At 73.5% G+C, this 24,604-nt stretch carries 20 protein-coding genes; 5 read left to right on the top strand and 15 right to left on the bottom strand.

Annotated features, from left to right (window positions below; genetic code table 11):
- Positions 1-39: 39 nt before the first annotated feature.
- The gene (locus AFM16_RS25775) at positions 40-1,149 is read right to left on the bottom strand and encodes an SDR family oxidoreductase (RefSeq protein ID WP_030784096.1); all 1,110 of its coding nucleotides are present in this window, start codon (positions 1,147-1,149) and stop codon (positions 40-42) included.
- A gap of 193 nt (positions 1,150-1,342) precedes the next feature.
- Between AFM16_RS25775 and AFM16_RS25770 the strand changes: the two genes are divergently transcribed.
- Positions 1,343-2,818, top strand: a complete 1,476-nt coding sequence (locus tag AFM16_RS25770) for a zinc-dependent metalloprotease (protein ID WP_078634751.1) — start codon at positions 1,343-1,345, stop codon at positions 2,816-2,818.
- On the top strand, positions 2,815-3,336 hold the full coding sequence (locus AFM16_RS25765; protein WP_078634750.1) for an NUDIX hydrolase: 522 nt from the start codon (positions 2,815-2,817) through the stop codon (positions 3,334-3,336). Before AFM16_RS25770 ends, AFM16_RS25765 begins: the two co-directional genes overlap by 4 nt.
- A gap of 45 nt (positions 3,337-3,381) precedes the next feature.
- On the opposite strand, the gene AFM16_RS25760 is transcribed toward AFM16_RS25765, so the two are convergent.
- The 4 genes from AFM16_RS25760 to AFM16_RS25745 all read right to left on the bottom strand — a co-directional run bounded on the left by AFM16_RS25760 (position 3,382) and on the right by AFM16_RS25745 (position 7,271).
- Complete coding sequence (locus tag AFM16_RS25760) at positions 3,382-4,137, bottom strand: AIM24 family protein (protein WP_030784087.1); 756 nt, start codon at positions 4,135-4,137, stop codon at positions 3,382-3,384.
- 17 nt (positions 4,138-4,154) lie between these two features.
- Positions 4,155-4,835 (bottom strand): AIM24 family protein, encoded by a 681-nt coding sequence (locus AFM16_RS25755; protein WP_030784084.1) that lies wholly within the window; start codon positions 4,833-4,835, stop codon positions 4,155-4,157.
- 11 nt (positions 4,836-4,846) lie between these two features.
- A complete protein-coding gene (locus AFM16_RS25750; RefSeq protein WP_078634749.1) occupies positions 4,847-6,553 on the bottom strand; it encodes a TerD family protein in 1,707 nt (568 codons plus the stop codon).
- A gap of 121 nt (positions 6,554-6,674) precedes the next feature.
- Entirely contained in the window at positions 6,675-7,271 is a 597-nt protein-coding gene (locus tag AFM16_RS25745) for a M48 metallopeptidase family protein (RefSeq protein ID WP_030784079.1), read from the bottom strand.
- A gap of 219 nt (positions 7,272-7,490) precedes the next feature.
- Between AFM16_RS25745 and AFM16_RS25740 the strand changes: the two genes are divergently transcribed.
- Together AFM16_RS25740 and AFM16_RS25735 are read left to right on the top strand one after the other, a co-directional pair.
- Complete coding sequence (locus AFM16_RS25740) at positions 7,491-8,705, top strand: TOMM precursor leader peptide-binding protein (RefSeq protein ID WP_078634748.1); 1,215 nt, start codon at positions 7,491-7,493, stop codon at positions 8,703-8,705.
- Complete coding sequence (locus AFM16_RS25735) at positions 8,698-10,080, top strand: ABC1 kinase family protein (RefSeq protein WP_030784076.1); 1,383 nt, start codon at positions 8,698-8,700, stop codon at positions 10,078-10,080. The genes AFM16_RS25740 and AFM16_RS25735 overlap by 8 nt, the downstream gene beginning before the upstream one ends.
- Positions 10,081-10,122: 42 nt before the next feature.
- Here AFM16_RS25735 and AFM16_RS25730 read toward each other — a convergent pair whose 3' ends face one another.
- The 5 genes from AFM16_RS25730 to AFM16_RS25710 form a co-directional block, all read right to left on the bottom strand.
- The gene (locus AFM16_RS25730; protein WP_078634747.1) at positions 10,123-10,335 is read right to left on the bottom strand and encodes a hypothetical protein; all 213 of its coding nucleotides are present in this window, start codon (positions 10,333-10,335) and stop codon (positions 10,123-10,125) included.
- A gap of 108 nt (positions 10,336-10,443) precedes the next feature.
- Entirely contained in the window at positions 10,444-10,767 is a 324-nt protein-coding gene (locus tag AFM16_RS25725; RefSeq protein ID WP_030784072.1) for a putative WhiB-interacting protein, read from the bottom strand.
- Positions 10,764-11,132, bottom strand: a complete 369-nt coding sequence (locus tag AFM16_RS25720) for a WhiB family transcriptional regulator (RefSeq protein ID WP_030784068.1) — start codon at positions 11,130-11,132, stop codon at positions 10,764-10,766. Before AFM16_RS25720 ends, AFM16_RS25725 begins: the two co-directional genes overlap by 4 nt.
- 163 nt (positions 11,133-11,295) lie before the next feature.
- Positions 11,296-11,622: a hypothetical protein gene (locus tag AFM16_RS25715; protein ID WP_030784066.1), complete on the bottom strand. Its 327-nt coding sequence runs from the start codon at positions 11,620-11,622 to the stop codon at positions 11,296-11,298.
- Positions 11,623-11,789: 167 nt separating this feature from the next.
- Positions 11,790-13,994 (bottom strand): ATP-dependent DNA helicase UvrD2, encoded by a 2,205-nt coding sequence (locus AFM16_RS25710; RefSeq protein ID WP_167797252.1) that lies wholly within the window; start codon positions 13,992-13,994, stop codon positions 11,790-11,792.
- 202 nt (positions 13,995-14,196) lie between these two features.
- Between AFM16_RS25710 and AFM16_RS25705 the strand changes: the two genes are divergently transcribed.
- Positions 14,197-14,439, top strand: a complete 243-nt coding sequence (locus AFM16_RS25705; RefSeq protein ID WP_030784061.1) for a mycoredoxin — start codon at positions 14,197-14,199, stop codon at positions 14,437-14,439.
- A gap of 82 nt (positions 14,440-14,521) precedes the next feature.
- Here the strand turns inward: AFM16_RS25705 and nudC are convergent, their stop codons facing one another.
- The 5 genes from nudC to AFM16_RS25680 form a co-directional block, all read right to left on the bottom strand.
- Entirely contained in the window at positions 14,522-15,466 is a 945-nt protein-coding gene (nudC, locus tag AFM16_RS25700; RefSeq protein ID WP_030784058.1) for an NAD(+) diphosphatase, read from the bottom strand.
- A gap of 83 nt (positions 15,467-15,549) precedes the next feature.
- Positions 15,550-16,962 (bottom strand): dipeptidase, encoded by a 1,413-nt coding sequence (locus AFM16_RS25695; protein WP_078637092.1) that lies wholly within the window; start codon positions 16,960-16,962, stop codon positions 15,550-15,552.
- 10 nt (positions 16,963-16,972) lie between these two features.
- Entirely contained in the window at positions 16,973-20,551 is a 3,579-nt protein-coding gene (locus AFM16_RS25690) for an ATP-dependent helicase (RefSeq protein ID WP_078634746.1), read from the bottom strand.
- A 164-nt stretch (positions 20,552-20,715) separates the two neighbouring features.
- Entirely contained in the window at positions 20,716-24,054 is a 3,339-nt protein-coding gene (locus AFM16_RS25685; RefSeq protein ID WP_078634745.1) for an ATP-dependent helicase, read from the bottom strand.
- 162 nt (positions 24,055-24,216) lie between these two features.
- Positions 24,217-24,603: an MGMT family protein gene (locus tag AFM16_RS25680; RefSeq protein WP_078634744.1), complete on the bottom strand. Its 387-nt coding sequence runs from the start codon at positions 24,601-24,603 to the stop codon at positions 24,217-24,219.
- Between the last annotated feature and the right edge of the window lies 1 nt (position 24,604).

The following is a 24,604-nucleotide window of genomic DNA, read 5'->3' as shown; positions in this document are numbered from 1 at the left end:
CGCCCCTCGCCCCCGCCTGCTCCCCTCGTCCGCCGCCGCTCAGCGCCGCCGCGCCTTGCGGGCCCGGCGCACCACGGCCGCCGCGCCCAGCAGGGCCACCGTCGCACCCGCGGCGCCCGCCGCCGTGGCGTCCTTGCGCCCGAGCCTCCGTCCGGCCACCGTGTGCCGCCCGGCGACCTCCTCCAGCAGCTCGGCGAGCACCTCCTCGTTGGTCCACCGCGCGCGCCAGCCCGCGTCGTGCAGCCGCGACCCGCTCACCACCCAGGGGTACATGGTGTACGCGAGGTCGCCCGCCGGGGACGGCGTCAGGCCGATGCGGTGCAGCCGGGCCGCCGCGCCGAGCGCCACCGCGGACGGCAGCTCCATGCGCCGGATCCCGCTCAGCTCCTCGACCTCCTCCTGTTCCAGCCATCCGTCGCAGCCGACGGCCAGCTCGCCGTCGACCTTCTCCAGGACGGCGTACTCCAGAGCGCTGCACAGGTCCTCGACGTGGCAGAACTGCCAGGCGGGCCGCGATCCGGCCACCACCAGCAGCCGGGGGGACTCGAAGTAGCGGGTCAGGGCCGTGTCGGTGCCGCCCACCAGGACGGCGGGCCGCACGACGGTGACGTTCAGTCCGGGGTGCGCGCGGGGCGCCCGGCGGGCCAGGCGTTCGATCTCCAGCAGGTCGCCGACGCCCGTCGCCTCGGCCGTCGCCCGCAGCTCCGCGTCCTCCGAGAGCGGCAGTTCGTTGTCCTCCAGCGCCCCGTAGACCATCGCGGAGGTGCACAGCACCACGCGGTGCACCCCGGCCGCCGCGGCGGCGGTCAGCACGGTCTGGGTGCCGCGCACGTTGTAGGCCGTCCGGGCGGCGGCGTCACTCCCCAGGTCGAGATCGAGCGCGAGGTGGACCACCACGTCCGCCCCGCGCAGCTTGTCGGCGATCGCGGGGTCCCGGACGTCGAGGATGTGCCACTGTGCCGCGTCGCACTCACCCCGCCGTTCGTCGATCGCGACGACCTGCTTGACCTCGTCCGACGCGGCGAGACGCGCCGTGAGCAGGGCACCGACCCCGGTCGCGGCGCCGGTCACGGCGACGACGGGCCCGCGCGCACCCGCGGGGGCCGAGTGGTTTCGCGCTGCGCGAACCTGCGGATCTGGGGAACTCACCAGGTGTCTCCAGCGGTTGTCTTGGCATACGGGCGCGACGGACGCGTACGTACCAGGTGGCATCCATCCTGCCGCAGGCCAGGAGTCGGCGAAGCACCGAGGCCCGATCGGGCCCCGGGGTGTCTACGCTGGGTGTTGCAGGGCAGCCGCGCTGCCGGACCAGAACCGGCGGCCTTACCAGCCGAGGAACCCCGTGAGTGACACCCCATTCGGATTCGGCCTTCCGCCGGAGGAGCCGGAGGACGGCGACGAGGGCAAGAAGAAGGACCAGCAGAGCGGTGGTGGTCAGGGACCGGCCAACCCGTTCGGTTTCGGCGGGATGCCGGGAGCCGGAGGCTTCGGCGCCCCGGGTGCCGACAATCCGCTCGCAGCCATGTTCGGTTCGCTGAACCCCACCGACCTGGGCGCCGCGTTCCAGCAGCTCGGCCAGATGCTCTCCTACGAGGGCGGCCCGGTGAACTGGGACATGGCCAAGCAGATCGCCCGCCAGACGGTCTCCCAGGGCACTCCCGACGGCGTGAAGGACGCGAGCGTCGGCTCCGCCGAGCGCACCGCGGTCGAGGAGGCCGTCCGCCTGGCCGACCTGTGGCTGGACGACGCGACCTCGCTGCCGTCCGGCGCCGGCTCGGCGGTCGCCTGGTCGCGCGCCGAGTGGGTCGAGGCGACCCTGCCCGCGTGGAAGGAACTCGTCGACCCGGTCGCCGAGCGCGTCGGCGCGGCCATGGGTGACGTCCTGCCGGAGGAGATGCAGGCCATGGCGGGCCCGCTGATCGGCATGATGCGGTCCATGGGCGGCGCCATGTTCGGCTCCCAGATCGGCCAGGCCGTCGGTGTGCTGGCCGGAGAGGTCGTCGGCTCGACCGACATCGGCCTGCCGCTCGGACCGGCCGGCCGCGCGGCGCTGCTCCCGGTGAACATCGAGGCGTTCGGCAAGGACCTGGGCGTGGCCAAGGACGAGGTGCGGCTGTACCTCGCGCTGCGCGAGGCCGCCCACCAGCGCCTCTTCACGCACGTGCCGTGGCTGCGCTCGCACCTGTTCGGCGCGGTGGACGGCTACGCGCGCGGGATCAAGGTCGACACCGCCAAGCTGGAGGACGTGGTCGGCCAGTTCGACCCGCAGAACCCCGAGCAGCTCCAGGACGCCCTTCAGCAGGGCATGTTCCAGCCGGAGGACACCCCGGAGCAGAAGGCGGCCCTGGCCCGGCTGGAGACGGCGCTCGCGCTGGTCGAGGGCTGGGTGGACGCGGTGGTGCACGCGGCCGCGAAGCCGCGCCTGACCTCGGCGGACGCGCTGCGCGAGACGCTGCGCCGACGCCGCGCCACCGGCGGTCCCGCGGAGCAGACGTTCGCCACGCTGATCGGTCTGGAGCTGCGCCCGCGCCGGCTGCGCGACGCCTCCCGGCTGTGGGCGTCGCTGACGGACGCGCGCGGGGTGGACGGCCGGGACGCCCTGTGGGCCCACCCGGACATGCTGCCCACGGCCTCCGACCTGGACGACCCGGACGGCTTCGTGCACCGCGAGCACATGGACTTCTCCGAGCTGGAGAAGATGCTCGGCGAGGCGGGCGGCGCCGCGGACACCGGGGAGCGGAAGCCGGACCTGACCAAGGACGACAAGGACGACAAGGACGGCGGCGAGAACGACGGCAAGGGCGACGACACCGAGTGAGCCTGCATGACGACGCGGTCCTCGTGCTCAAGAACCACGAGGGCCAGGACGAGCTGCGCCAGAGCTATCTGGACCACCTCGACACGCATCCGGACGGCATGTGGAAGGCGTGCAGCGACGGCCATGTCACGGCCAGCGCCCTGGTGATCGACCCCGAGCGGGGCCGGGTCCTGCTGACCCTGCACCGCAAGCTGCGGATGTGGCTCCAGATGGGCGGCCACTGCGAACCGCAGGACACCTCCCTGGAGGCGGCGGCGCTGCGCGAGGCCACCGAGGAGTCGGGCATCGCGGGTCTCACCCTGCTGCCGGGCGGCCCGGTGCGCCTCGACCGGCATGCGATCCCGGCGCCCTGTAACTGGCACTTCGACGTGCAGTACGCGGTCCTGGCGCCCGCCGGGGCGACCCAGGCGATCAGCGACGAGTCGCTCGACCTGCGCTGGTTCCCCTACGACGAGGTGGCGTCGGTGGCCGACGCCTCCGTCGTACGCCTGCTGGAAGGCACGCGCGCGCGGCTGTGAGCAAGGGGCGACCGCCCACGCGGTCGCCCCTTGCCGCGCCGTCGGTCAGCTCCAGACGTTGCCCTGGTTCTGCCCCCGGGCGCCCTGCTGGCCCATCCCGTACTGGGCGGCCAGACCGGAGCCGATCTGGGCGTTCTGCGGCGGCAACAGCTCGCTGGGCTGCACCAGCGCGAAGCCGGTGCCCATGAAGCTCAGCTCCCAGCCCTCGCCCGTGTTGCCGCGCCGGCGCCACACCCCGGAGGAGTGCGTCTGGGCCTGCATCTGCACCCGCAGCCCGGTGGACCAGGCCACGATGGCGTCGGCGTCGCAGTTGACGTACTTGTCGGGCGTGACCTGGAGCATCAGCGGGGCGCCCGAGGTCATCAGGGCGACCCGGCCGCGGCCGGTGATGTTGAGCTGGTACTTCCCGGAGCCGGAGATGCCGTAGAGGCTGTCCACGGCGATGACCTCGTGGTGCAGCGAGGAGTCCATGGCCAGGACATAGCTGCTGTCGACGGTCAGACCGTCCTGGTCGCAGTCCACCAGGTGGACGTGCTGCTTGAGGTTGGCGAGGTAGACCGTGCCCTGCCCGTGGCAGCGCATCAGGTCCAGGCCCTCACCGGTCCGCGCACGCGCGCGTGCCTGGCCTGCGGCCTGGTACTCGGCGTCGAACTCGACGAGGCCCTGGTAGGCGACCATCGTGCCCTTGCGGGCGAGGATGTCGTCGTGACCCTCCAGGTTGACGCGGAGCATCTGCTTGTTCTGGAGGCTCCAGCGCTCCTGGGACTGCTGGTCGTTGTAGGCGAAAAGCGGGCTCTGCATGGCTTTCTGGCTCCCCCTCAGCCCCGGATCCGGAGGCGGTCGGTGCTGTCCTCACTGGGCTGGACGACGACGATGCCCTGGCCGGAGAAGGCCATCTGGAACGCCTCGCCGCTGCCCCGGCCGATCAGGGACTGCGCCTTGAAGCTGCGCTTGCCCTTGACCTTGAGGTTCGGGGACCAGGCGACGAGCGCGTCCGGGTCGACGTACGTCTCGTCCTCGCCGCCGCCGCAGTCGACGACGATCGGCTTGCCCCGGGAGGTCAGCGCGACCCAGCCCTGCCCGGAGATCTTGGTGTTCCACAGGCCCTGGCCCGCGAACTTCGCCAGGCCCTTCACCCGCTCGACGCCCCAGGTGAGGTGCGCGTCGAAGGCGAGCAGATTGGTGGCGTTGACGGAGATGCCGTCGCCGTTGAGGTTGATCACGACGACGTTGGCGCCGTAGTCGGCGAGGTACAGCAGACCGTCGCCGGAGCACTTCATCAGGGGCGCGCCCTCGCCGGTCATCCAGTCGCGGGCGATCTGGCGCACGGCCGGCGGGTTGGGCTCGTACTGCACGAAGCCCTCGTAGGCGACCATCGAGCCCACGCGCGCGAGGAGGTCGTTGCCGGTCTGCATGGCGACCTTCAGCATGTGATTGCCGTGGTTCTCCATGCGGGCGGTGACGGGTGCGGGAGCGTATCCCGCAAACGGCTGGTTCATGACGGGCTCCCTCAGACCTCGTACGGCTGGACGACGATGAAGTTGCCGGGGGCGCCCCGGAACTGGAGGTTGACGCTCTCGCCGGTGTCGCCCGGGTAGGCGTTGCGGCGCATCCGCACCTGGCTGGAGACGACCACCTGGGAGGCGGCCGACCACGCGACGACGGCGTTGCAGTCGGCGAAGGTGGTGGGCGTGACCGGCAGGACGACGGGGACGCCGTGCGTCTTCACGACGATGGTGCCGGTGCCCGTGAACTGCATGGTGAACAGCGCGCCGCCGGGGATGCCGTGCCCCTCGATGCGGCGGACCTCGTACTGGAGGCTCTCGTCGAACGCGAGGACGTTCTCGGCGGAGACGCAGATGCCGTCGCCCTGGAGCTCGATGGGGTGCAGCATCGTGGAGTTCTCGGCGAGGAACACCTGGCCCTGGCCGGTGCAGCGCATGAGCTGCATCTCCTGGCCGGTGGCGTTGCCCACGATCCGGCCGGCGAAGCCCGCGCCCTTGTAGCTGAAGTCGACCTTGCCCTGGTAGAGCACCATGCTGCCCTGGCGGGCGAGCACGGGCTGGCCGCCGATGCCGAGGTCGACGCGGACGAGCTTCTTGTTCTGCTGCGTCCAGCGCTGTCCGGTGGGCGTCTCCTTGAACTGCTGGAGCGCCGCGGCCACCCCGGCGCCGCCCTGGGGCGCGCCCTGCGGGACGCCGTACGCCTGCTGGGCGGGGGCCTGTCCGAAGGGGGGCTGCTGGCCGTAGCCGGGCGGCATGGGGGCCCCCGGCGGCTGCGGGGCCTGGGGCGGCTGGCCGTAGCCGGGCGGCATCGGGGCGCTCGGCGCGGCGGGCTGGCCGTAGGGCTGCTGCTGGGGCGGCTGTCCGTACGGCGGCTGCGGCTGGCCGTAGGGCGCGGGGGCCGGGGCCGGCGGGGGCACCGGGACGCCTGCGGGCGGGGTCATGGGCGCGACGATGGTCGGCGCGCCGTGCACCGAGGGCGCGGGCGCCGGGGCGGGCGGCGGGGTCGCTCCCGGGGGCGGTGCGAAGCCCTGCGCGGGCTGCGGCGCGGGCGCCGGAGCCGGGGCGGGGGCGGGCACCGGGGCGGGAGCCGCAGGGGCCGCGGGGGCGGCGAACGCGGGCGGGGCGAAGCCGGGGGCGGCGCCGGTCTGCGGCTGGGGCGCCGGCGCGGGCGCGGGCGTCTCCTCCTCCGCGACCTCGCCGCCGAAGTTGCGCAGCAGCGCCTCCAGGCCGCCGTCGAAGCCCTGGCCGACGGCCGCGAACCGCCAGACGTCCTTCAGGTAGAAGTCGCCCAGCATCACGGCGCGCTCGGTGGTGAACTCCGAGCCGCTGAACGCGTACCGGGCGACCTCCTCGCCGCCCGCCACGATCCGGAGGTACCCGGGGCCGATCTGGGACATCTGTCCGGCGCCGTCGATGGTCGCCGTGAAGGACAGCTTCTGGATCTGCGACGGGATCCGGTCCAGGGTGATGCGGAAGGACTCGGTGTCGCCCGCCTGGGCGCCCAGGAGCTGGATGGACTCCTCGGGGGACTTCGGCTGGTTGAAGAAGACGAAGTACCGGTCGTCGGAGAGCCGCTCGTCGGCGTCCAGGCCGAAGCAGCTGATGTCGAAGCTCAGCCCGGGAGCGGTGATCTGCACGCCTACGTACAGATCGGTGCCCGCGGTGAGGTCACTGATCTTGGCCTTGTGGCCGCGCTGGAATTCCCTGGGCATGCGTAACGACCGTCCCCCATCCCGATTGCGAGTGCGTCGCGTCAGGCTAACGGCAAAGTCGGACAACGCACGATGTCGGTACAGACCCGGTACACAACCGGCGCTCGGGGTGGCGGCGGGACTACTCTCCGCGCGCGCCCGGCAGGTGGGGCAGCCGCTCGGCCGCCACCACCCCTTCCAGATAGCCGCGGGCCCGCTCGGTGCGCGGATACGCCTCCAGCAGCCGCCAGAAATCGGGGCCGTGCCCCGGGACCAGCAGATGCGCCAGCTCATGGGCGAGCACGTAGTCGATGACGTACTCCGGCATGCCCTTCAGCCGGTGCGACAGCCGGATGCTGCCCTCGGCCGGGGTGCAGGAGCCCCAGCGGGTGTTCTGGTTGGTCACCCAGCGGACCGAGGTGGGCCGGGCCCGGCCGCCGAAGCACTGCTCCGACAGCCGCTGCGCGCGCTCCGCCAGCTCGGCGTCGCCCGGCACCCGGCGGCTCTCCTGCGCGGCGAGCTTGTCGAGCATGACGCTCACCCAGCGTTGCTCCTCGGCCTCGGACATCCGGGCGGGGATGAGCACGATGGTGCGGTCGCCCTCGCGGTAGGCGGAGACGGTACGACGCCGACGGGCGCTTCTGCGGACCTCGATCGGGCTCGTCCGGGAGCCGCCGGGCGGCTGGCTCGTCGTGCTGCGCTGTGGCGCTGCGGCGCGGTGCAGTGGGTCGGCGGGCACGCCCCGACGTTACCCGCTGCACACGGCGGAAGTCCCGACTCCGGGACGGCCGGGTTCCGTGCCCCTGCCCCTGTTGTGCCTCGTACGACGGATTTGTACGACGAACTCCCCTGCCTGTGGACAACTTTCGGCACGGCTCGGCGGGGCCGGGCATGCTGGCGGTCGGGAGCGCCGTCGGGGCGTGTCCGAGGGAAGTGCGTGGAGTACGGGGGTTCTTCGATGCATCCGATGGTGAAGCCGGCGCTGCGGCGCGGCTGGCGGGACCTGAACACCGTGCAGTTCGGGATGGCTCCGGCCCACGCGCTCACGCTCGGTCCGGTGGACACGGCGACGGGCAGCTTCCTCGACCTGCTGGACGGCACCCGCGGGCTCGCCCTGCTGCGCGAGGAGGGGCGCCGGATGGATCTGCCCGACGGCCATGTCGACCGGCTGGTGGCGGGGCTGGCCGCGGCCGGGCTGCTGGACGACGCGCGCGGCGGCGGGCCGGACGCGGACGCGCTGCGGGAGCGGAGTGACGTCCTGGACCGGCTGCGCCCCGATCTCGCCTCGCTGTCGCTGACCACGTCGGAGCCGGGTGAGGCGATGGGCCGGCTGGCCGCGCGGCGCCGGACCCGGGTGCGGGTGCGGGGCGCGGGCCGGGTCGGGGCGCTGGTCGCCTCGCTCCTCGCGGGCGCCGGGGTGGGCGAGGTCGACGTCCGTGACGGCGGCCGGGTGGACCCGGCGGACGTGGCACCGGGCGGGCTGCCGGCGGAGGCGGTCGGGGAACGCCGGGACGAGGCGGCGCGGCGGGCGGTGCGCCGGGCCGCCCCGGAGCCCGCGCCCCGCCGCAGCGCGGGACCGTCGGCGGAGCCGGGCGCGGACGGCTTCTCCCTGGTGGTCCTCGCGCCGCGCGACGACGTGTCCGTGCACACGCCCGACCCGGCGGCGGCCGAGCCGCTGATCGCCTCGGGCACCCCGCATCTGTTCGCCGGTGTGGTGGAGGCCACGGGAATCGTCGGCCCGCTCGTGCTGCCCGGGGAGACGGGCTGTGCCGGCTGTCTGCATCTGGAGCGCACCGACCGCGACCCGGCCTGGCCGCGGCTGGTCGCACAGTGGCGGTCCGGCCGACGGCGCCCGGCCCGTGCCTGCGATCTGTCCCTGGCCACCACGGTCGCCGGGCTGGCCGCCGCGCACGCGCTCGCCTTCCTCGACGGCGGGCGGCCCTCCGGCGCGGACGCCCGCTGGGAGGTGTCCCTGCCCACACTCCAGTGGCATGCGAGACCGTTGTGGCCGCATCCCGCCTGCTCGTGCGGGGCCGCCGCGCGAGGTAAGCGGGAACACAGCGCCGACTCCGGGGAGTCGCACGACACAATGGCGGGGCAACGGCATTCGAAGGCATCACGCCGTACGACGGTGGCGGCGCGGCAGGCTGGGACTTGGAGGGCGCATGTCTGATCTTCCCCGGAAGGCGGTCACCCGGACCGCCAAGCTCGCCGCGCTCCCGCTCGGCTTCGCCGGCCGGGCCACCTGGGGTCTGGGCAAGCGGATCGTGGGCGAGTCCGCGGAGATCGTCGGACGTGAGCTGCAACAGCGCACGGCGGAGCAGTTGTTCAAGGTCCTGGGCGAGCTGAAGGGCGGTGCGATGAAGTTCGGGCAGGCCCTGTCCGTCTTCGAGTCGGCCCTGCCCGAGGAGGTCGCGGGCCCCTATCGGGCGGCCCTGACGAAGCTTCAGGACGCGGCGCCGCCGATGCCGACCCGCACGGTCCACGCGGTGCTCGCCGAGCGGCTCGGCGACAACTGGGCCGAGCTGTTCGCGGAGTTCGACGACCAGCCGGCCGCGGCGGCCTCGATCGGGCAGGTGCACCGCGCGGTGTGGCGGGACGGCCGTGAGGTCGCGGTCAAGGTCCAGTACCCCGGCGCGGGCGAGGCCCTGCTCTCCGACCTCACCCAACTCAGCCGCTTCGCCCGGCTGTTGGGTCCGCTGATCCCGGGCATGGACGTCAAGCCGCTGATCACCGAGTTGCGGGACCGGGTCTCCGAGGAACTGGACTACGGCCTGGAGGCCGCGGCCCAGCGGGCCCACGCGCGGGAGTTCGCCGGTGATCCCGATGTGCTGGTCCCGGCGGTGGTCCACCAGTGCGACCAGGTGCTGGTCACCGAGTGGATGGACGGCGTCCCCCTGTCGGAGGTGATCACCGACGGCACCCGGGAACAGCGCGACCGCGCCGGCCAACTGCTGTCCCGCTTCCTCTTCTCGGGACCGGCCCGCACGGGTCTGCTGCACGCCGATCCGCACCCGGGCAACTTCCGTCTGCTGCCCGGCAGTCCGGGCGGCGAGGACGACTGGCGGCTGGGCGTCCTGGACTTCGGCACGGTCGACCGGCTCTCGGGGGGCCTGCCGGGCCCGATCGGCGAGTCCCTGCGCATGACGCTCGACGGCGACGCGGACGGGGTCTACGACCTGCTCCGCGCGGAGGGCTTCGTCAAGGAGTCCATCGAGCTGGATCCGGACGCGGTCCTCGACTATCTGCTGCCGATCATCGAACCGGCCCGGGCGGAGGAGTTCACGTTCACCCGGGGCTGGATGCGCAGCCAGGCCGCCCGGATCGCCGATCCCCGCTCCCCCGCCCACCAGTTGGGCAAGCAGCTCAACCTGCCGCCGGCCTATCTGCTGATCCACCGGGTGACGCTGAGCACGATCGGTGTGCTGTGTCAGCTCGGCGCGACGGTCCGGCTGCGGGACGAGCTGGAGGAGTGGCTGCCCGGTTTCGTCCCGGCGGACGAGCTGGATCCGGCGGTGGAGGAGTCGGTCGCGGAGGCCGGGGCGTAGCCGGGACCGGAGCCGGGGCTGGGGCGTGAGCCTTCCGTGGGCTCACCACCACTCCGAGTCGAGGCGGCCCTCGATCGCCCGGAGGTTGTCCCGGGCGCAGGTCTCGCAGTAGTGGCGGCGGACGCCGTGCTCGACCGAGCAGGTCCAGGTGACGGGCGGCGGGTCCCCGGTCCGGGTGCCGCAGCGGTCGCAGCGCAGAGCGCCGGGCTCCTTCGGGGAGCCGCCGTGATCACTGCCGCCGGATGGACTCGTCACTCTCGCGACGATACGCCGCGGGGGCCGGTCCGTTCGGTCGGACCGGCCCCCGCCAGGTGAGTTTCCGCCTCCCCGGTTCGGGGAGGCCACCGCTCTTCGGTGTGATCGTTACTGCATCACGGCCATGGCGAGCGCCCGGCGGGCACGCATCGAGGCGCGCTCCGCCCGGCGCTGCATCCGGCGAGCGGTCGCCAGGCGCAGCGCCCGGCGTTCCCGCTCGGCCTCGTGCAGGCGGTCGTGCATATGCGCACGAGCCAGGGCTTCTGGGATGAGTTGCATCTCACGGGTCCTGTTCTGACGCGAGTCGATCGCGCCGGTGGTGGTGACGTCTTCGGTTGCGGAGCCTTCGGGCTCGCTGGTGAACGGCTTCATCGGGGCCTGCTTCTGGGGGTCTTGCGTGAGGGGGCGGTCGATCGTTCCTGCGGTGTTCATGCCGTGACCGGGTTCTTGCGCGGGCGACCACGCGGCCGCTTCCGGGCGACGACGACACCCTGGACGAACAGCTCGCCACCCCAGACGCCCCAGGGCTCACGCCGCTCCTTGGCGCCGGCGAGGCAGGCCTCCATCAGCGGGCAGGTGCGGCAGAGGGACTTGGCGTACTCGACGTCCGCGGGCGACTCGGCGAAGAAGACCTCCGGGTCGTAGGAGCGGCACGGGACGGGTACGCCGAGGTTCTCGATGGCGTCGTCGAGCGCGGTGAGCGCGGTGAGGGGGGTCAAGGCGGAGTCCTCCGTGAGGCCGGGCGGGGGGATCGTTTCGGAAGGCGGTACGGACGGGGCGTGCGCTTCGAGTTGCACGATTCGTCTTCCTCGTCTGGTCGGTCCGGCCCTGTTGGGCCGGGTGTCGGCGTTTCTTGTCCCGAGGCCCCTTCGCCCGTTCGTCCCCGTGCGGGGACAAACAGAAGGGCCGCGGATCCCGGGTGGGGTTCCGCGGCCCTGAAGGCGCCGGCCTGATCGACGATCAGGCTGGATCACTCCAGGGTTCTGGCCCACGGAAGGCCCACATCAGGTCGTGCTGCGTCGTCTGCTTCCGGAATCCGGCACCGGCCGCCGCGAAGGCATAGACATGCGCCTGTGCCTCTACTGCTTCCAGTGCCTCGGTCGGTCGCTCATCGCGCTCACGGGTGAGAAGACCCGTGGGGGCAACGGAGGAGGACGCCGGCAGCTCGGCACGAATGCCGGACAGACCGGTGCCCAGGTTGGAGGCGCCGAGCATGCACGTGGAGACGACCGGACGATCGGTCACTTTGGCGGAGCTGATGAAGCTGCTGCTGTTGATGATGATCACTGGAATCGCCTCCTCTCGGCGTCTAGGGGGACCAGGGGTGAGCCCGATCCTGCGGATATGAAAGTAGAACACGGAATCAGGGCCTCCGAGAAGGCCGCCGTTCCCGTGTCTAAGAACCTATGGGGATTGCCGGGGCATGCGCAAACTATTTTTTCGACGAGTTCGCATCAGTCCCCGACTTCTTCCTCGGCGAGGGGCCGGCCCGCGCAGAGGGCCAACACCTCGGCGCCGTAACGGTTGAGCTTGCGCACGCCGACCCCGGGGATCCGCGCCAGCTCGCCCGCCTCCTCGGGGACGGACTCGGCGATGGCCATCAGGGTCTTGTCGGTGAAGACGCAGAACGCGGGCTGTCCGTTGTTCCGCGCCTGCACCTCGCGCCACTCCCGCAGCCGTTCGTAGAGCCCCTCGTCCATGTCGGAGGGGCAGCCCTCGCAGCGCATCAGCTTCATCTCGCCGGCGTCGGTGAGGGTGCGCCCGCAGACCCGGCAGCGGGCCGGGGTGCGCTGTCTGCGGCGCGGCACGTCGGGCGTGCCCACGACGGCGCCGGAGAAGCCGCGCTCGACGCCTCCGGAGGCCAGGGAGCCGGTGCGGCCCGCCGCCGTCCCCGAGCCGGGGCGCAGTCCGTCGAGGAAGCGGCTGGGACGGCGGCTCGGGCGGCCCCCGGGCGCGCGGGACACCGCCCAGGAGACATGGAGGCGCTCGCGGGCCCGGGTCACCCCGACATAGAGGAGGCGGCGCTCCTCCTCGATCTGCTCGTCGGTCCTGGCGTAGGTGATCGGCATCATGCCCTCGGCGACGCCCACCAGGAAGACGACGTCCCACTCCAGGCCCTTGGCGGAGTGCAGGGAGGCGAGGGTGACGCCCTGGACGGTGGGGGCGTGCTGGGCGTTCGCCCGCTCGTCGAGTTCGGCGACCAGGTCGGCGAGGGTGGCGCCGGGGCCGGCGGCGGCGAAGTCCTGGGCGAGGTTCACCAGCGCGGCCAGGGACTCCCAGCGTTCTCTGACGGCTCCGGAGCCGGCCGGCGGCTGTGGGGTCCAGCCCTCGCCGGAGAGGACGGCACGCACCTGGGAGGGCAGGTCGACGGTGTCCTCGAGGAGGGTGTCGTTGGCGCCGAAGCGGGCCGCGCCGCGCAGGGCCACCGTGGCCTTGCGGACCTCGGGCCGGTCGAAGAACCGCTCGGCGCCGCGGAGCTGGTAGGGGATGCCGGCGTCGGCGAGGGCCTGTTCGTAGGTCTCGGACTGGGCGTTGGTGCGGAACAGGATCGCGATCTCGGCGGCCGGGACGCCGGCGGCCAGCAGTTCCCTGATCCGGCGGGCGGCGCCCTCGGCCTCGGCGGGCTCGTCGGTGTACTCGGTGTAGGCGGGGTCGGGCCCGGGGCCGCGCTGGGAGATCAGCTCCAGGCGGTGGTCGGCGGCCCGGCCGCGGGCCTGGGAGAGCAGACCGTTGGCCAGATGGACGACCTGGGGGGTGGAGCGGTAGTCGCGGACCAGTTTGACGACGGTGGCGCCGGGGTGGCGGGTGCGGAAGTCGAGGAGGTGGTCGGGGGTGGCGCCGGTGAAGGAGTAGATCGTCTGGCTGGCGTCGCCGACGACGCACAGGGAGTCCCGCTCTCCGAGCCACAGCTCCAGCAGGCGCTGCTGGAGCGGGCTGACGTCCTGGTACTCGTCGACCACGAAGTGCTGGTACTGGGCCCGGACCTGTTCGGCGATGTCCCGCCGGTCCTGGAGGACGGCGACGGTCAGTAGCAGGACGTCCTCGAAGTCGATGACCGCGCGGTCGCGCTTGAGGTTCTCGTAGGCGGCGTAGAGCTGGGCGATCTCGGCGGGGTCGCGCGGGGCCTCGCGGCCCGCCTCGGCCGCGGCGGCGGCGTAGTCGGCGGGGACGGTCTGGGTGACCTTGCACCACTCGATCTCCGCGGTGGCGTCCCGCAGCTCACCGCGGTCGAGGCGGATCCGGCAGGCGGCGGCCGCGTCGGCGACGAGCTGGATCTTGCGGTCGACGAGCCGGGGCAGCGAGCCACCGATGGCTTTCGGCCAGAAGTACTGGAGCTGGCGCAGGGCCGCGGAGTGGAAGGTGCGGGCCTGCACGCCCTGGGCGCCGAGCTGGCGCAGCCGGCCGCGCATCTCGCCGGCGGCACGGTTGGTGAAGGTGACGGCGAGCACGCTGGAGGGCTGGAGGATGCCGGCGCGCACCCCGTAGGCGATGCGGTGGGTGATCGCCCGGGTCTTGCCCGTACCGGCTCCGGCCAGCACGCACACCGGACCGTGCAGGGCGGTGGCCACCTCGCGCTGCTCGGGGTCGAGCCCTTCGAGCACCGCGTCGGCCGAGTCCGGTACCCGCGGGAAGAGGGGGGAGTGCGTTGCTGCTGTCACATGGCCATGCTGCCAGGTCGGCGGAGACGGGCGAGCCGGTTGTCCACAGGTGGGGCCCTGCGGTCGTACTAATGCGGCGGAGGTCACGCCCGTCCGCTCCCGTCCCGGAGCGTTCCCGTGCGCTCCGGGAATGCCTGCGCTTTCAAGTACGTTCTCCTCCCTGCGACCGCTCTCCCCGACCCGCCGAAGGAGCACGAGAGACATGCTGGGCACTGTGACGATGTACAGCACCACGTGGTGCGGCTACTGCCAGCGGCTGAAGAAGCAGCTCGACCGCGAGGGCATCGCGTACACCGAGATCAACATCGAGCACGACCCGGCGTCCGCGGCGTTCGTGGAGAAGGCGAACGGCGGGAATCAGACAGTGCCGACCTTGCTCTTCGAGGACGGCTCGACGCTGACGAACCCGTCTCTGGCGCAGGTGAAGCAGAAGGTCGGCGCGTAGGTCCGCCTGTGCCGAAGGGCGGCTCCCGGAGTTCCGGGGGCCGCCCTTCGGCGTGCTGTGCGGTCAGATGAAGCTGTGCGGGTCAGATGAAGGTGCGGGTCGGGAGGGGCTTGCCGTACCAGAGTTCGATCAGGCGGGCCGCGATCGAGATGCCGTACGGGGGCAGGACCTCGCCGGACTCGAAGGCCGCGCCCAGTTCGTCGCGGGAGAACCAGCGGGCCTCGTGGATCTCGTCGCCGTCGACGTCGATGTCGGTGGAGGTGGCGCGGGCCACGAAGCCCAGCATGAGGCTGGACGGGAAGGGCCAGGGCTGGCTGGCGACGTACTCGACGCGGCCGACGGTGACGCCGACCTCCTCGAAGCACTCCCGGCGCACGGTCTGCTCGATGGACTCGCCGGGCTCCACGAAGCCGGCGAGCGTCGAGAAGCGGCCCTCGGGCCAGTGCACCTGGCGGCCGAGCAGGATGCGGTCGTCCTCGTCGGTGACGGCCATGATCACCGCGGGGTCGGTGCGCGGGTAGTGCTCGGCACCGCAGGCCGGGCAGCGGCGGATGTGGCCGGCGGCGGCGATCACCGTGCGCTCGCCGCAGCGGGAGCAGAAGCGGTGGGTGCGCTGCCAGTTCTCCAGGCCGACCGCGTGCACCATCAGGCCCACGTCGCGTGCCGACAGCAGCAGTCCGGCCTCGCGCAGCCCGGCGGGGCGCGCGGACTGGTCGATACGGCCGGGCAGGGCGTCCTTCTGGAGGGCGAAGTAGCTGACGCCGTCCTCGTCGGTGCCCAGGAAGTAGCGGTGCGCCTCGGTGAGGGGCGCCTCGAAGGACGGGGTCATGACCAGTTCGGTGCGGCCGTCGGGCGTCTCGTCGATCAGGACCTGGCCACCGGAGACGACGAAACAGCGCGTGCTGGGGTGGCTCCACGCCGCGGCGAGCCACGCCTCGTCGAGCCGGTGGTGCGCGGCGCGGTCGATGCCGCTGGGCGCGGTGAGCGAGATGGGCCGTTCGGCGTTCTGGTCGGTCCAGGTGGTCACGGGTGCTTCCAACTCCCCCGGTGGAACGGTTGATTCGGCGGGTGGTTCAGCGGAATGTGCGGGAGGGGCGGTGCGCGGTGCCGTCAGGGCGCACGGCGCCAGTTCGCGGCGAGGTCGCCCCAGAGGTACGCGGTGGTCTCGACGCCCTTGAGGAGGAGGTCCAGCTCGACCTTCTCGTTCGGCGCGTGCCAGCCGTCCGAGGGGACCGAGATGCCGAGGAAGAGCACGGGGGCGCCGAGGACCTCCTGGAGGTCGGCGGCCGGTCCCGAGCCTCCTTCGCGGGTGAAGCGGACGGGTCCCTCGAAGGCGCGGCCCATGGCGCGCACGACGGACTGCAGGGCGGGGTGGTCCAAGGGCGTCAGGCACGGGCGCGTGGCGGGGCTGAACGCGATCTCGTACCGGATCCCGGCGGGCACCTGGTCGGCGGCCCAGGCGCGGACCGCCTTCTCCACCTGGTCCGGGTCCTGCCCGGCGACCAGCCGGAAGGACAGCTTCACGAACGCGGTGGCCGGGATGATCGTCTTGCTGCCGGGGCCCTGGTAGCCGCCGCCGATGCCGTTGACCTCGGCGGTGGGGCGGGCCCACACGCGCTCCAGGGTGGTGTGCCCGGTCTCGCCGTACGCGGCGTGCGAGCGGGCCGTGCGCAGCCACCGCTCCTCGTCGAAGGGCAGCTCGGCGAACAGCTCGCGCTCGCGGTCGGTCAGTTCCACGACGCCGTCGTAGAAGCCGGGGACGGCCACCCGCGCGTGCTCGTCGTGCAGGGCGGCGACCAGGCGGGCGGCCACGGTCGCCGGATTGGGCACGGCGCCGCCGAAGGACCCGGAGTGGATGTCCTGGTCGGGGCCGGACAGCCGGATCTCGCACTCGGCGAGGCCGCGCATGCCGGTGCACACGGTGGGGGTGTCCTCGGACCACATGCCGGTGTCGGAGACGATCACGGCGTCGGCGGCGAGCCGCTCGGCGTGCGCCTCGACCAGCGCGCGGAAGTGCGGGGAGCTGGACTCCTCCTCGCCCTCGATCAGCAGCTTCAGATGGACGGCCGGGGCGGTGCGGCCGGTGGCGGCGAGGTGGGCGCGGACACCGAGGGTGTGGAAGAAGACCTGCCCCTTGTCGTCGGCGGCCCCGCGCGCGTAGAGGCGGTTGCCGCGGACGACGGGCTCGAAGGGGTCGCTGTCCCAGCCGTCCTCGACGGCGGCGGGCTGCACGTCGTGGTGGCCGTAGACCAGGACGGTCGGCGCCTCGGGGTCGTCGGAGGGCCACTCCGCGTAGACGGCGGGCGCGCCGGCGGTCGGCCAGACCTCGGCGACCGGGAAGCCGGTCTCCTCGAGCTTCGCGGCGAGCCAGTCCGCGCTGCGGCGCACATCGGGGGCGTGGTCGGGCTGCGCCGACACCGAGGGGATGCGCAGCCACTCGGCGAGGTCGTCGAGGAAGGCGGCGCGGTGCTGCTCGATGAATGTGCGGACGGCGCTGACGTCGGTGTCAACGGGATGGCTCATGGTCACGAGCCTATCGGCCCGCGCCGACATCCTCGCCGGGCGGACGGGCGCGGTCCGCCTGCCCGGCCGGCCCTTCCCGGTCGCCGGAAACGGCCTCTTCGCCCGTCAACAGGCGCTCCAGGGCCGCACGATCGGGCAGCCCGGCGGGCCGTACGACCTCTCCGGTGCGCACATAGAGGAACGCCGCTGTGACGGATTCCACGGGGACGCCCTGCTGCTCGGCCCAGGCGAGCCGGTACAGGGCGAGCTGGAGCGGGTCGGCGGTGCGCAGCCGGTTGGTCTTCCAGTCGACGATCTCGTACGTCGCCGAGGCGCCGTCGCCCTCCTTGTAGACGGCGTCGATCCGGCCCCGTACGACGCGTCCGGCGAGGGCGAGCTGGAAGGGGGCCTCGACGCGGTAGGGGGTGCGGCGGGCGTAGTCGGTGCGCTCGAACGCCTCCTTGAGGGCCTCCAGGTCGTGTTCGTCGGCGATCTCCGCGTCGGCGCCGGGCAGTTCGTCCGGTTCCAGCAGCGGAAGCGTCAGTTCCTCGAAGCGGGCCTCCACCCAGGCGTGGAATCGGGTGCCCCGGCGCGCGGCGGGTTGCGGCGGGCGCGGCATGGGGCGCGCGAGTTCCTGCGCGAGCCCGTCGGGGTCGGTGGCCAGCCGCAGCACCTGGGAGGCGCTCAGGGTCGTCGGCAGGGGGACGTCGGTGACGCCGCGGCGGGCGCGCAGCAGCTCCCCGGAGAGCGCGTCGAGGTCGCGGTCCCAGGAGCCGACGGTACGGGCCTCCTCCGGGGTGAGACGGGGGCGGCGGCGGCCGGGATCGGGGGTGGGGGCAGGGGTGGTGACGGGGGTGGTGACGGGGGGCTCGGGGGGTGGGGCCTGGTGGGGGACGGTGACCCGGGTGGTGTCGTCGTACGGGTCGTCCCCGAGGGTCTCGTCCCCGAACGGGGCGTCTTCGAACGGGTCGTCGCCGAACGGGTCCTCCTCGTCGTACGCCTCGTAGCCGTCGTGCTCGTCGTCCCCGTCGGGCGGTGGCGGCCAGTCCGGGTCGTCGTACATGTCCGGATCGTGGGTGGCGGTGGCGGCGGGGTCGTCGGACGCGTGTGCGGCGAGGGCGTCCAGGTGGGCGAGGACCGTCTCGGCGGCGGCACGGCGGCGGGCGAGCGCGGCGTCGTCCAGCGGGAGCGGCCAGACCTGGTCGGCCCGTGCCGCGTGCAGGGTGGGGTTCTCCTCGTCCTCCGCCGGTTCGTCGGCCCATGCCTCGATCTCGCCGTGTCCGGCCGCGCAGTGCTCGTACAGCGCGTGCAGGAAGTCGGAGGGGCCGCGCGGTTTCTTCTGGGTGGGGCCCCACCAGTGGCCGGAGCCGAGGAGGAGGGAGCGGGGGCGGGTGAACGTGACGTAGCCGAGGCGGAGTTCCTCGGTGTGCTGGTGGTCCTTCATCGCCTCGTGGAAGGACTTCATGCCCCGGGAGTCCCAGGCGTCGATGTCGGGCAGGGTGTCGGCGTCGCCGCGCAGCGCGTGCGGCAGCACCTTGGCCTGGGCGGTCCACTTCTCGCGGCCCTGACCGCTGGGGAAGGTGCCGCTGACCAGGCCGGGGACGGCGACGACGTCCCATTCGAGGCCCTTGGACTTGTGGGCGGTGAGCACCTTGACGGTGTTCTCGCCGCCGGGCAGGGCGTTGTCGAGGCCCTTCTCGTACTGGGCGGCGGTGCGCAGGAAGCCCAGGAAGGCGAGCAGGCTCGCCTCGCTCTCGGCGGCGGCGAAGGACGCGGCGACGTCGAGGAAGTTGGACAGGGTCTCGCAGCGGCGGGCGGCCAGGGCGTGCGGGGACGCCGACAGCTCGACCTCCAGGCCGGTGACGGCGAGGACGCGGTGGAGGACGTCCATCAGCGGGTCGGACAGGGAGCGGCGCAGGTCGCGCAGTTCGGCGGCGAGCCGGGCGAAGCGCACGCGCGCGTCCGGCGAGAAGGGCAGTCCGTCGTCGCGCGCGCCCTCCAGCGGCGTCTCCAGGAAGGTGTCGAGGGCGTCCGCGAGCGATATCACCTCGGAGGGGTCGACCCCCTCGACGGCCTCGGCGAGACGGCGGTCGAGGTCGCCGTCGTCGTCCCCGCGCGCGTGGGAGACGAGCAGCCGGGCCCGCCGTCCGAGGAGGGCGAGGTCGCGGGGGCCGATGCGCCAGCGCGGGCCGGTCAGCAGCCGGACCAGGGAGGCGTTGGCGCCGGGGTCCTGGAGCACCTCGCAGACGGCGACCAGGTCGGCGACCTCGGGCAGGTGCAGCAGTCCGGAGAGGCCGACCACCTCGACGGGCACGTCCCGGGCGACCAGGGCGCCCTGGATCTCCGCGAAGTCGGTGGCGGTGCGGCACAGCACGGCGATCTCGCCGGGGGCCGTGCCGGTGGCGACGAGGTGGGCAACGGAGTCGGCGATCCAGTCGATCTCCTCGGCGTGGGTGGGCAGGAGGGCGCAGCGGACCGTGCCGTCGCGTTCGGCGCCGGGTGCCGGGCGGAGCGCCTCCACGCCCGCGTGCATGGCGCGCAGGGGTTCGGCGAGGCCGTTGGCGAGGTCGAGGAGACGGCCGCCGCTGCGGCGGTTCTCGCTGAGCGCCTGTCGGGTGGCGGGGGTGCCGTCGGCGTGGGCGAAGTGGTCGGGGAAGTCGTCGAGGTTGGCGACGGAGGCGCCGCGCCAGCCGTAGATGGCCTGGCAGGGGTCGCCGACGGCGGTCACGGGGTGGCCGGAGCCGCCGCCGAACAGGCCGGCGAGCAGGATGCGCTGGGCCACCGAGGTGTCCTGGTACTCGTCGAGCAGGACGACCCGGAACTCGTCGCGCAGGATCCGCCCGGCCTCCGGGATCCCGCCGAGCTGCGCGGCCAGGGCGATCTGGTCGCCGAAGTCGAGCAGGTCGCGCTCGCGCTTGGCGGCGCGGTAGCGCAGCACCAGCTCGGCGAGTTCCCGGCGGGCGGCGGCCGTCTCGGGGACCTTGCGCAGGTCGGCGTTGGTGAGCTTGGCGCCTTCGAGGGCGGTGAGCAGCCCGGCGTCCCAGGTGCGCAGGTCCTCGGGCCGGACGAGGTGTTCGGCGAGTTCGGCGTCGAGGGCGAGGAGGTCGCTGACCAGGTCGGCGAAGGAGCGGGTGAGCGAGGGGTAGGGGCCGGGGGCCTCGCGCAGCACGCGCGCGGCGAGCTGGTAGCGGGTGGCGTCGGCGAGGAGCCGGGCGGACGGTTCCAGGCCGATGCGCAGTCCGTGGTCGGTCAGCAGCCGTCCCGCGAAGGCGTGGTAGGTCGAGATGACCGGTTCGCCCGGCGGGTTGTCCGGGTCGATCACGTCGGGGTCGGTGACACCGGCCCCGACCAGTGCCGTGCGGACGCGTTCGGCGAGTTCGCCCGCGGCCTTGTTGGTGAAGGTGAGGCCGAGGACCTGCTCGGGGGCGACCTGGCCGGTGCCGACCAGCCAGACCACGCGCGCGGCCATCACCGTCGTCTTGCCCGAGCCGGCTCCGGCCACGATCACCTGCGGGGCGGGCGGCGCGGTGATGCAGGCCGTCTGCTCCGGGGTGAAGGGGATCCCGAGGAGCTCCTTGAGCTGCTCGGGATCGGTGATACGGGCGGGCATGGGGCGAAGGCTAGCGGCGACCACTGACAGTCGATGACAAATCGCCTCGCCGGGATGGGAGAAGCGCAGGTCAGCGCCAGTGGTGCGGTCCGTCACACGAGCCGCGTCGCACGAGCCGGGTCACACGAGCCGGGTCACACGGGTACGGCCCGATCCCCGCCGTCTCACTCGACCACGTGGCGGCCTTCGGGCCGGGCGCTGCACGACGCGCGGAAGGCGCAGTGTGTGCAGTGCTGTCCGGTGCTCGGGCTGAACCGCTCGTCGAGGACCTTTCCGGCGGCCGTGGCGAGCAGGTCGCCGACCCACTCCCCCTCCAGCGGCTCCTGCGCCTGCACCTTGGGCAGGGTCTCGCCGCCGTCCCGCTGGGCGGCGCCCTGACGCAACTGGACGAGTTCGGCGCCGCCCGGCAGCGGGCGCACGCCGTCGAAGGCGTCGTCGACGGCACCTTCGCGGACGGCGAGCTGGTAGACGGCGAGCTGGGGATGGTGTGCGACCTCGCGGGCGGTCGGGGCCTGCTTGCCGGTCTTGAAGTCGACAACATAGGCGCGGCCTTCGCCGTCCGCCTCGACGCGGTCCATCTGGCCGCGGATGCGGACCTCGTAGTCGCCCGCTTCGAGGGTGACGTCGAAGTCGTGCTCGCTCGCCACGGGTGTGCGCCCGGTGCGGTCCATGACGTGCCACTTCAGGAAGCGTTCGAGCGCCACACGCGCGTGCTCCTTCTCCTGCGCGGACTTCCAGGGCGCGTCGAAGGCGAGCGCGTTCCACACGGAGTCGAGGCGCTCCATGAGGACGGCCAGGTCGGCCGGGGTGTGTCCGGAGGCGACCTCGTCGGCGAGGACGTGCACGACGTTGCCGAACCCCTGGGCGACGGTGGCGGGGGCGTCGGCCTTGACCTCGCGGCCCAGGAACCACTGGAGGGCGCAGGTGTTGGCGAGCTGGTCGAGGGCGCTGCCGGAGAGCACGACGGGCTGGTCGCGGTCGCGCAGCGGCACCTTGCTCTCGGTCGGTTCGAACATGCCCCACCAGCGGTAGGGGTGCGCGGACGGCACCAGCGGCCGGCCGTCCTCGTCGGCGAGCGCGGCGAGCCGGGCGAGCCGGTGGGCGGCCGCCTCCCGGAGGGCGGCGGACACACGCGGGTCGACGGTCGTGGAGCGCAGTTCGGCGACGAGCGCGGCGACGGACAGCGGCCGCCGCGGGCGGCCGGTGACGTCCCTGGGTTCGACGCCCAGTTCGGTGAGGAAGCGGGACGGCTGGTCGCCGTCGTCGGCGGGCGCCTTGACGGCGGTCACGACGAGGCGGTCCCGCGCGCGGGTGGCGGCGACGTAGAAGAGGCGGCGCTCCTCGGCGAGCAGCGCGCCCGGGGTGAGCGGTTCGGCGAGTCCGTCGCGGCCGATGCGGTCGGCCTCCAGGAGCGAGCCGCGGCGGCGCAGGTCGGGCCAGAGTCCCTCCTGCACACCGGCGACGACGACCAGGCTCCATTCCAGGCCCTTGGCGCGGTGCGCGGTCATCAGGCGGACGGCGTCGGGGCGCACGGCGCGGCGGGTGAGGGTGTCGGCGGCGATGTCCTCGGCCTCGATCTCGGCCAGGAAGTTCAGGGCGCCGCGGCCGCCGGTGCGCTCCTCCGCGCGCGCGGCGGTGGCGAACAGGGCGCACACGGCGTCCAGGTCGCGGTCGGCGTTGCGGCCGGCCGCGCCGCCGCGCCGGGCCGCCCGCTCCAGGCGGGTGGGCCACGGGGTGCCCTCCCAAAGGTCCCAGAGCGCCTCCTCGGCGGTGCCGCCGCGCGCGAGGCGTTCCCGGGCCGTGGCGAGCAGCGCGCCGAGCCGCTGCGCCCCGCGCGCGTAGGTGGGGTCGTGGGTGACGAGCCGCTCGGGCTCGGCCAGGGCGCGCGCGAGCAGTTCGTCGGAGGGCGGCGGCAGGGGGGTGCCGGCGGCGCGCTCCTCCTCGCGCAGGGCGCGTCCCAGGCGGCGCAGGTCGGCGGCGTCCATGCCGGCGAGGGGGGAGGTGAGGAGGGTGAGCGCGGTCTCGGTGTCCAGCCAGCAGGCACCGGGCCCACCGGGCTCGCCGGAGGTCTTCTCCGCTACGGCGGCACCCGCGCCCTCCCCCGACGACGCCTCCGCCATGGCCACCGCCCGCAGGGCCGTCAGCAGAGGGGCCACCGCCGGTTCGTGGCGCAGCGGCAGGTCGTCGCCGTCGATGTCGAGGGGGACGCCGGCCGCCGTGAGGGCGCGGCGGACCGTGGGGATGGTGCGGGAGCCGGCGCGGACCAGGACGGCCATCTCGCCCCAGGGGACGCCGTCCTCCAGATGCGCGCGGCGCAGGATGTCGGCGACGTTGTCCAGCTCGGTGCCGGGGGTCGGATACGTGTAGACCTCGACGCGGCCCCCGTCGCGCGCGGCGGACAGTTCGCGGTGGGCGCGGACCTTCTGCGCCGGGAGGCGGGTGAGCGGCATGCGCTGGGTCAGCAGCCGGGTGGCGGCCAGCAGGGTCGCGCCGGAGCGGCGGGAGGTCCGCAGGACCTCCACGGGGGCCGGGCGGCCGTCCCGGCCGGGGAAGGCTTCGGGGAAGTCCAGGATGCCGTTCACATCGGCGCCGCGGAAGGTGTAGATCGACTGGTCGGGGTCGCCGAAGGCGACGAGGGTACGGCCGCCGCCGGCCAGCGCGCGCAGCAGCCGTACCTGCGCGGGGTCGGTGTCCTGGTACTCGTCGACGTAGACGGCGTCGTACCGGGCGGCGAGGCGCTCGGCGACCTCCTCGCGGTGGGCGAGGAGGACCGCGCGGTGGACGAGTTCGGCGTAGTCGATCACGCCGTGCAGGTCGAGGACGTCGAGGTACTCGGCGAGGAAGGCGGCCGCGGCCCGCCAGTCGGGGCGGCCGATGCGGGCGGCGAAGGCGTCCAGCGCCTCCGGGCCCAGGCCCAGTTCACGGCTGCGGGCGAGCACCGCGCGGACCTCGTCGGCGAACCCGCGGGTGGTGAGGCAGGCGCGCAGTTCGTCGGGCCAGCGCACATGCGCGAGGCCGAGGCGCTGCAGGTCGATCTGGCCGGCGAGCAGGCTGCGGACGGCCACGTCCTGCTCGGGGCCGGACAGCAGCCGCAGGGGCTCCACGAACAGCTCGGAGTCCTGGTGGGCGCGGACCAGGGCGTAGCAGTACGAGTGGAAGGTGGTCGCCTGGGGCGCGCGGGCGGCGCCCATGCGCAGCGCCATCCGGTCGCGCAGCTCGACGGCGGCCTTGCGGCTGAAGGTGAGCACGAGCACCCGCGCGGGGTCGCCGCCGCGGGCGATCCGGGCCGCGACGGACTCGACGAGGGTGGTGGTCTTGCCGGTGCCGGGTCCTGCGAGGACGAGCAGCGGTCCTGCGGTGTGCTCAACCACGGAGCGCTGTGCGGCGTCCAGGGGAGGGGGATCCGTCTGGGCCGGCCGGGAACGGACCAGTCGGTAAGCGCCACGGTTCCCCTGTCGCCCCTGGGGGTGCGACAGGTGCCTGGTGGAGAAAGAGGAGCTCACGTGGTTCGCCGGTCCTGGTGGGTGTGCTGTTGGTCACCGTCGGCGCGCCACGCGCGCCACCTGCCCCTCGAACGTACGCCATGCCACGGACGTCCCCGGCTCCTCCCGGTTCCCCCGGACGGAGTACGGGCTGCCCTCGGCACCCTCCGATGGCGGAAGCTGTCAGGTGTGAGCTTCCGCGTGTCCGCCGCCGTCCCATCGCGCGCGTCTCATGTCGAGGCGCGGCAGATGGCCCTCGGCGGCCCTGCTCGCCTCCTTCAGGGGCGTGCCCTCGGCGCGGTAGTTCTCCAGCGCGCGCAGTTCGTGCCCGGGCAGCAGACGGCCGTCCGCGCGCACCACGCGCCACCAGGGCACCGCTCCGCCGTAGAGGGCCATCACCCGGCCGACCTGCCGGGGGCCGCCCTCGTCGAGCCACTCGGCGACGTCGCCGTAGGTCATGACCCGGCCCCGCGGGATCAGCTCCGCGACGCCGAGGACCCGCTCGGCGTACTCGGGGAGGGCGTCCGTGTACTCCGGGCGGGCGTCGTCCGGAAGGCTCTGCTCGCTCATC

The organism is Streptomyces antibioticus (assembly GCF_002019855.1).
In the GTDB taxonomy this organism is placed as follows: Bacteria; Actinomycetota; Actinomycetes; order Streptomycetales; family Streptomycetaceae; genus Streptomyces; species Streptomyces antibioticus_B.
Note: the sequence above shows the minus strand (reverse complement) of the source record. Positions and strands in the feature narration are given on the sequence as shown.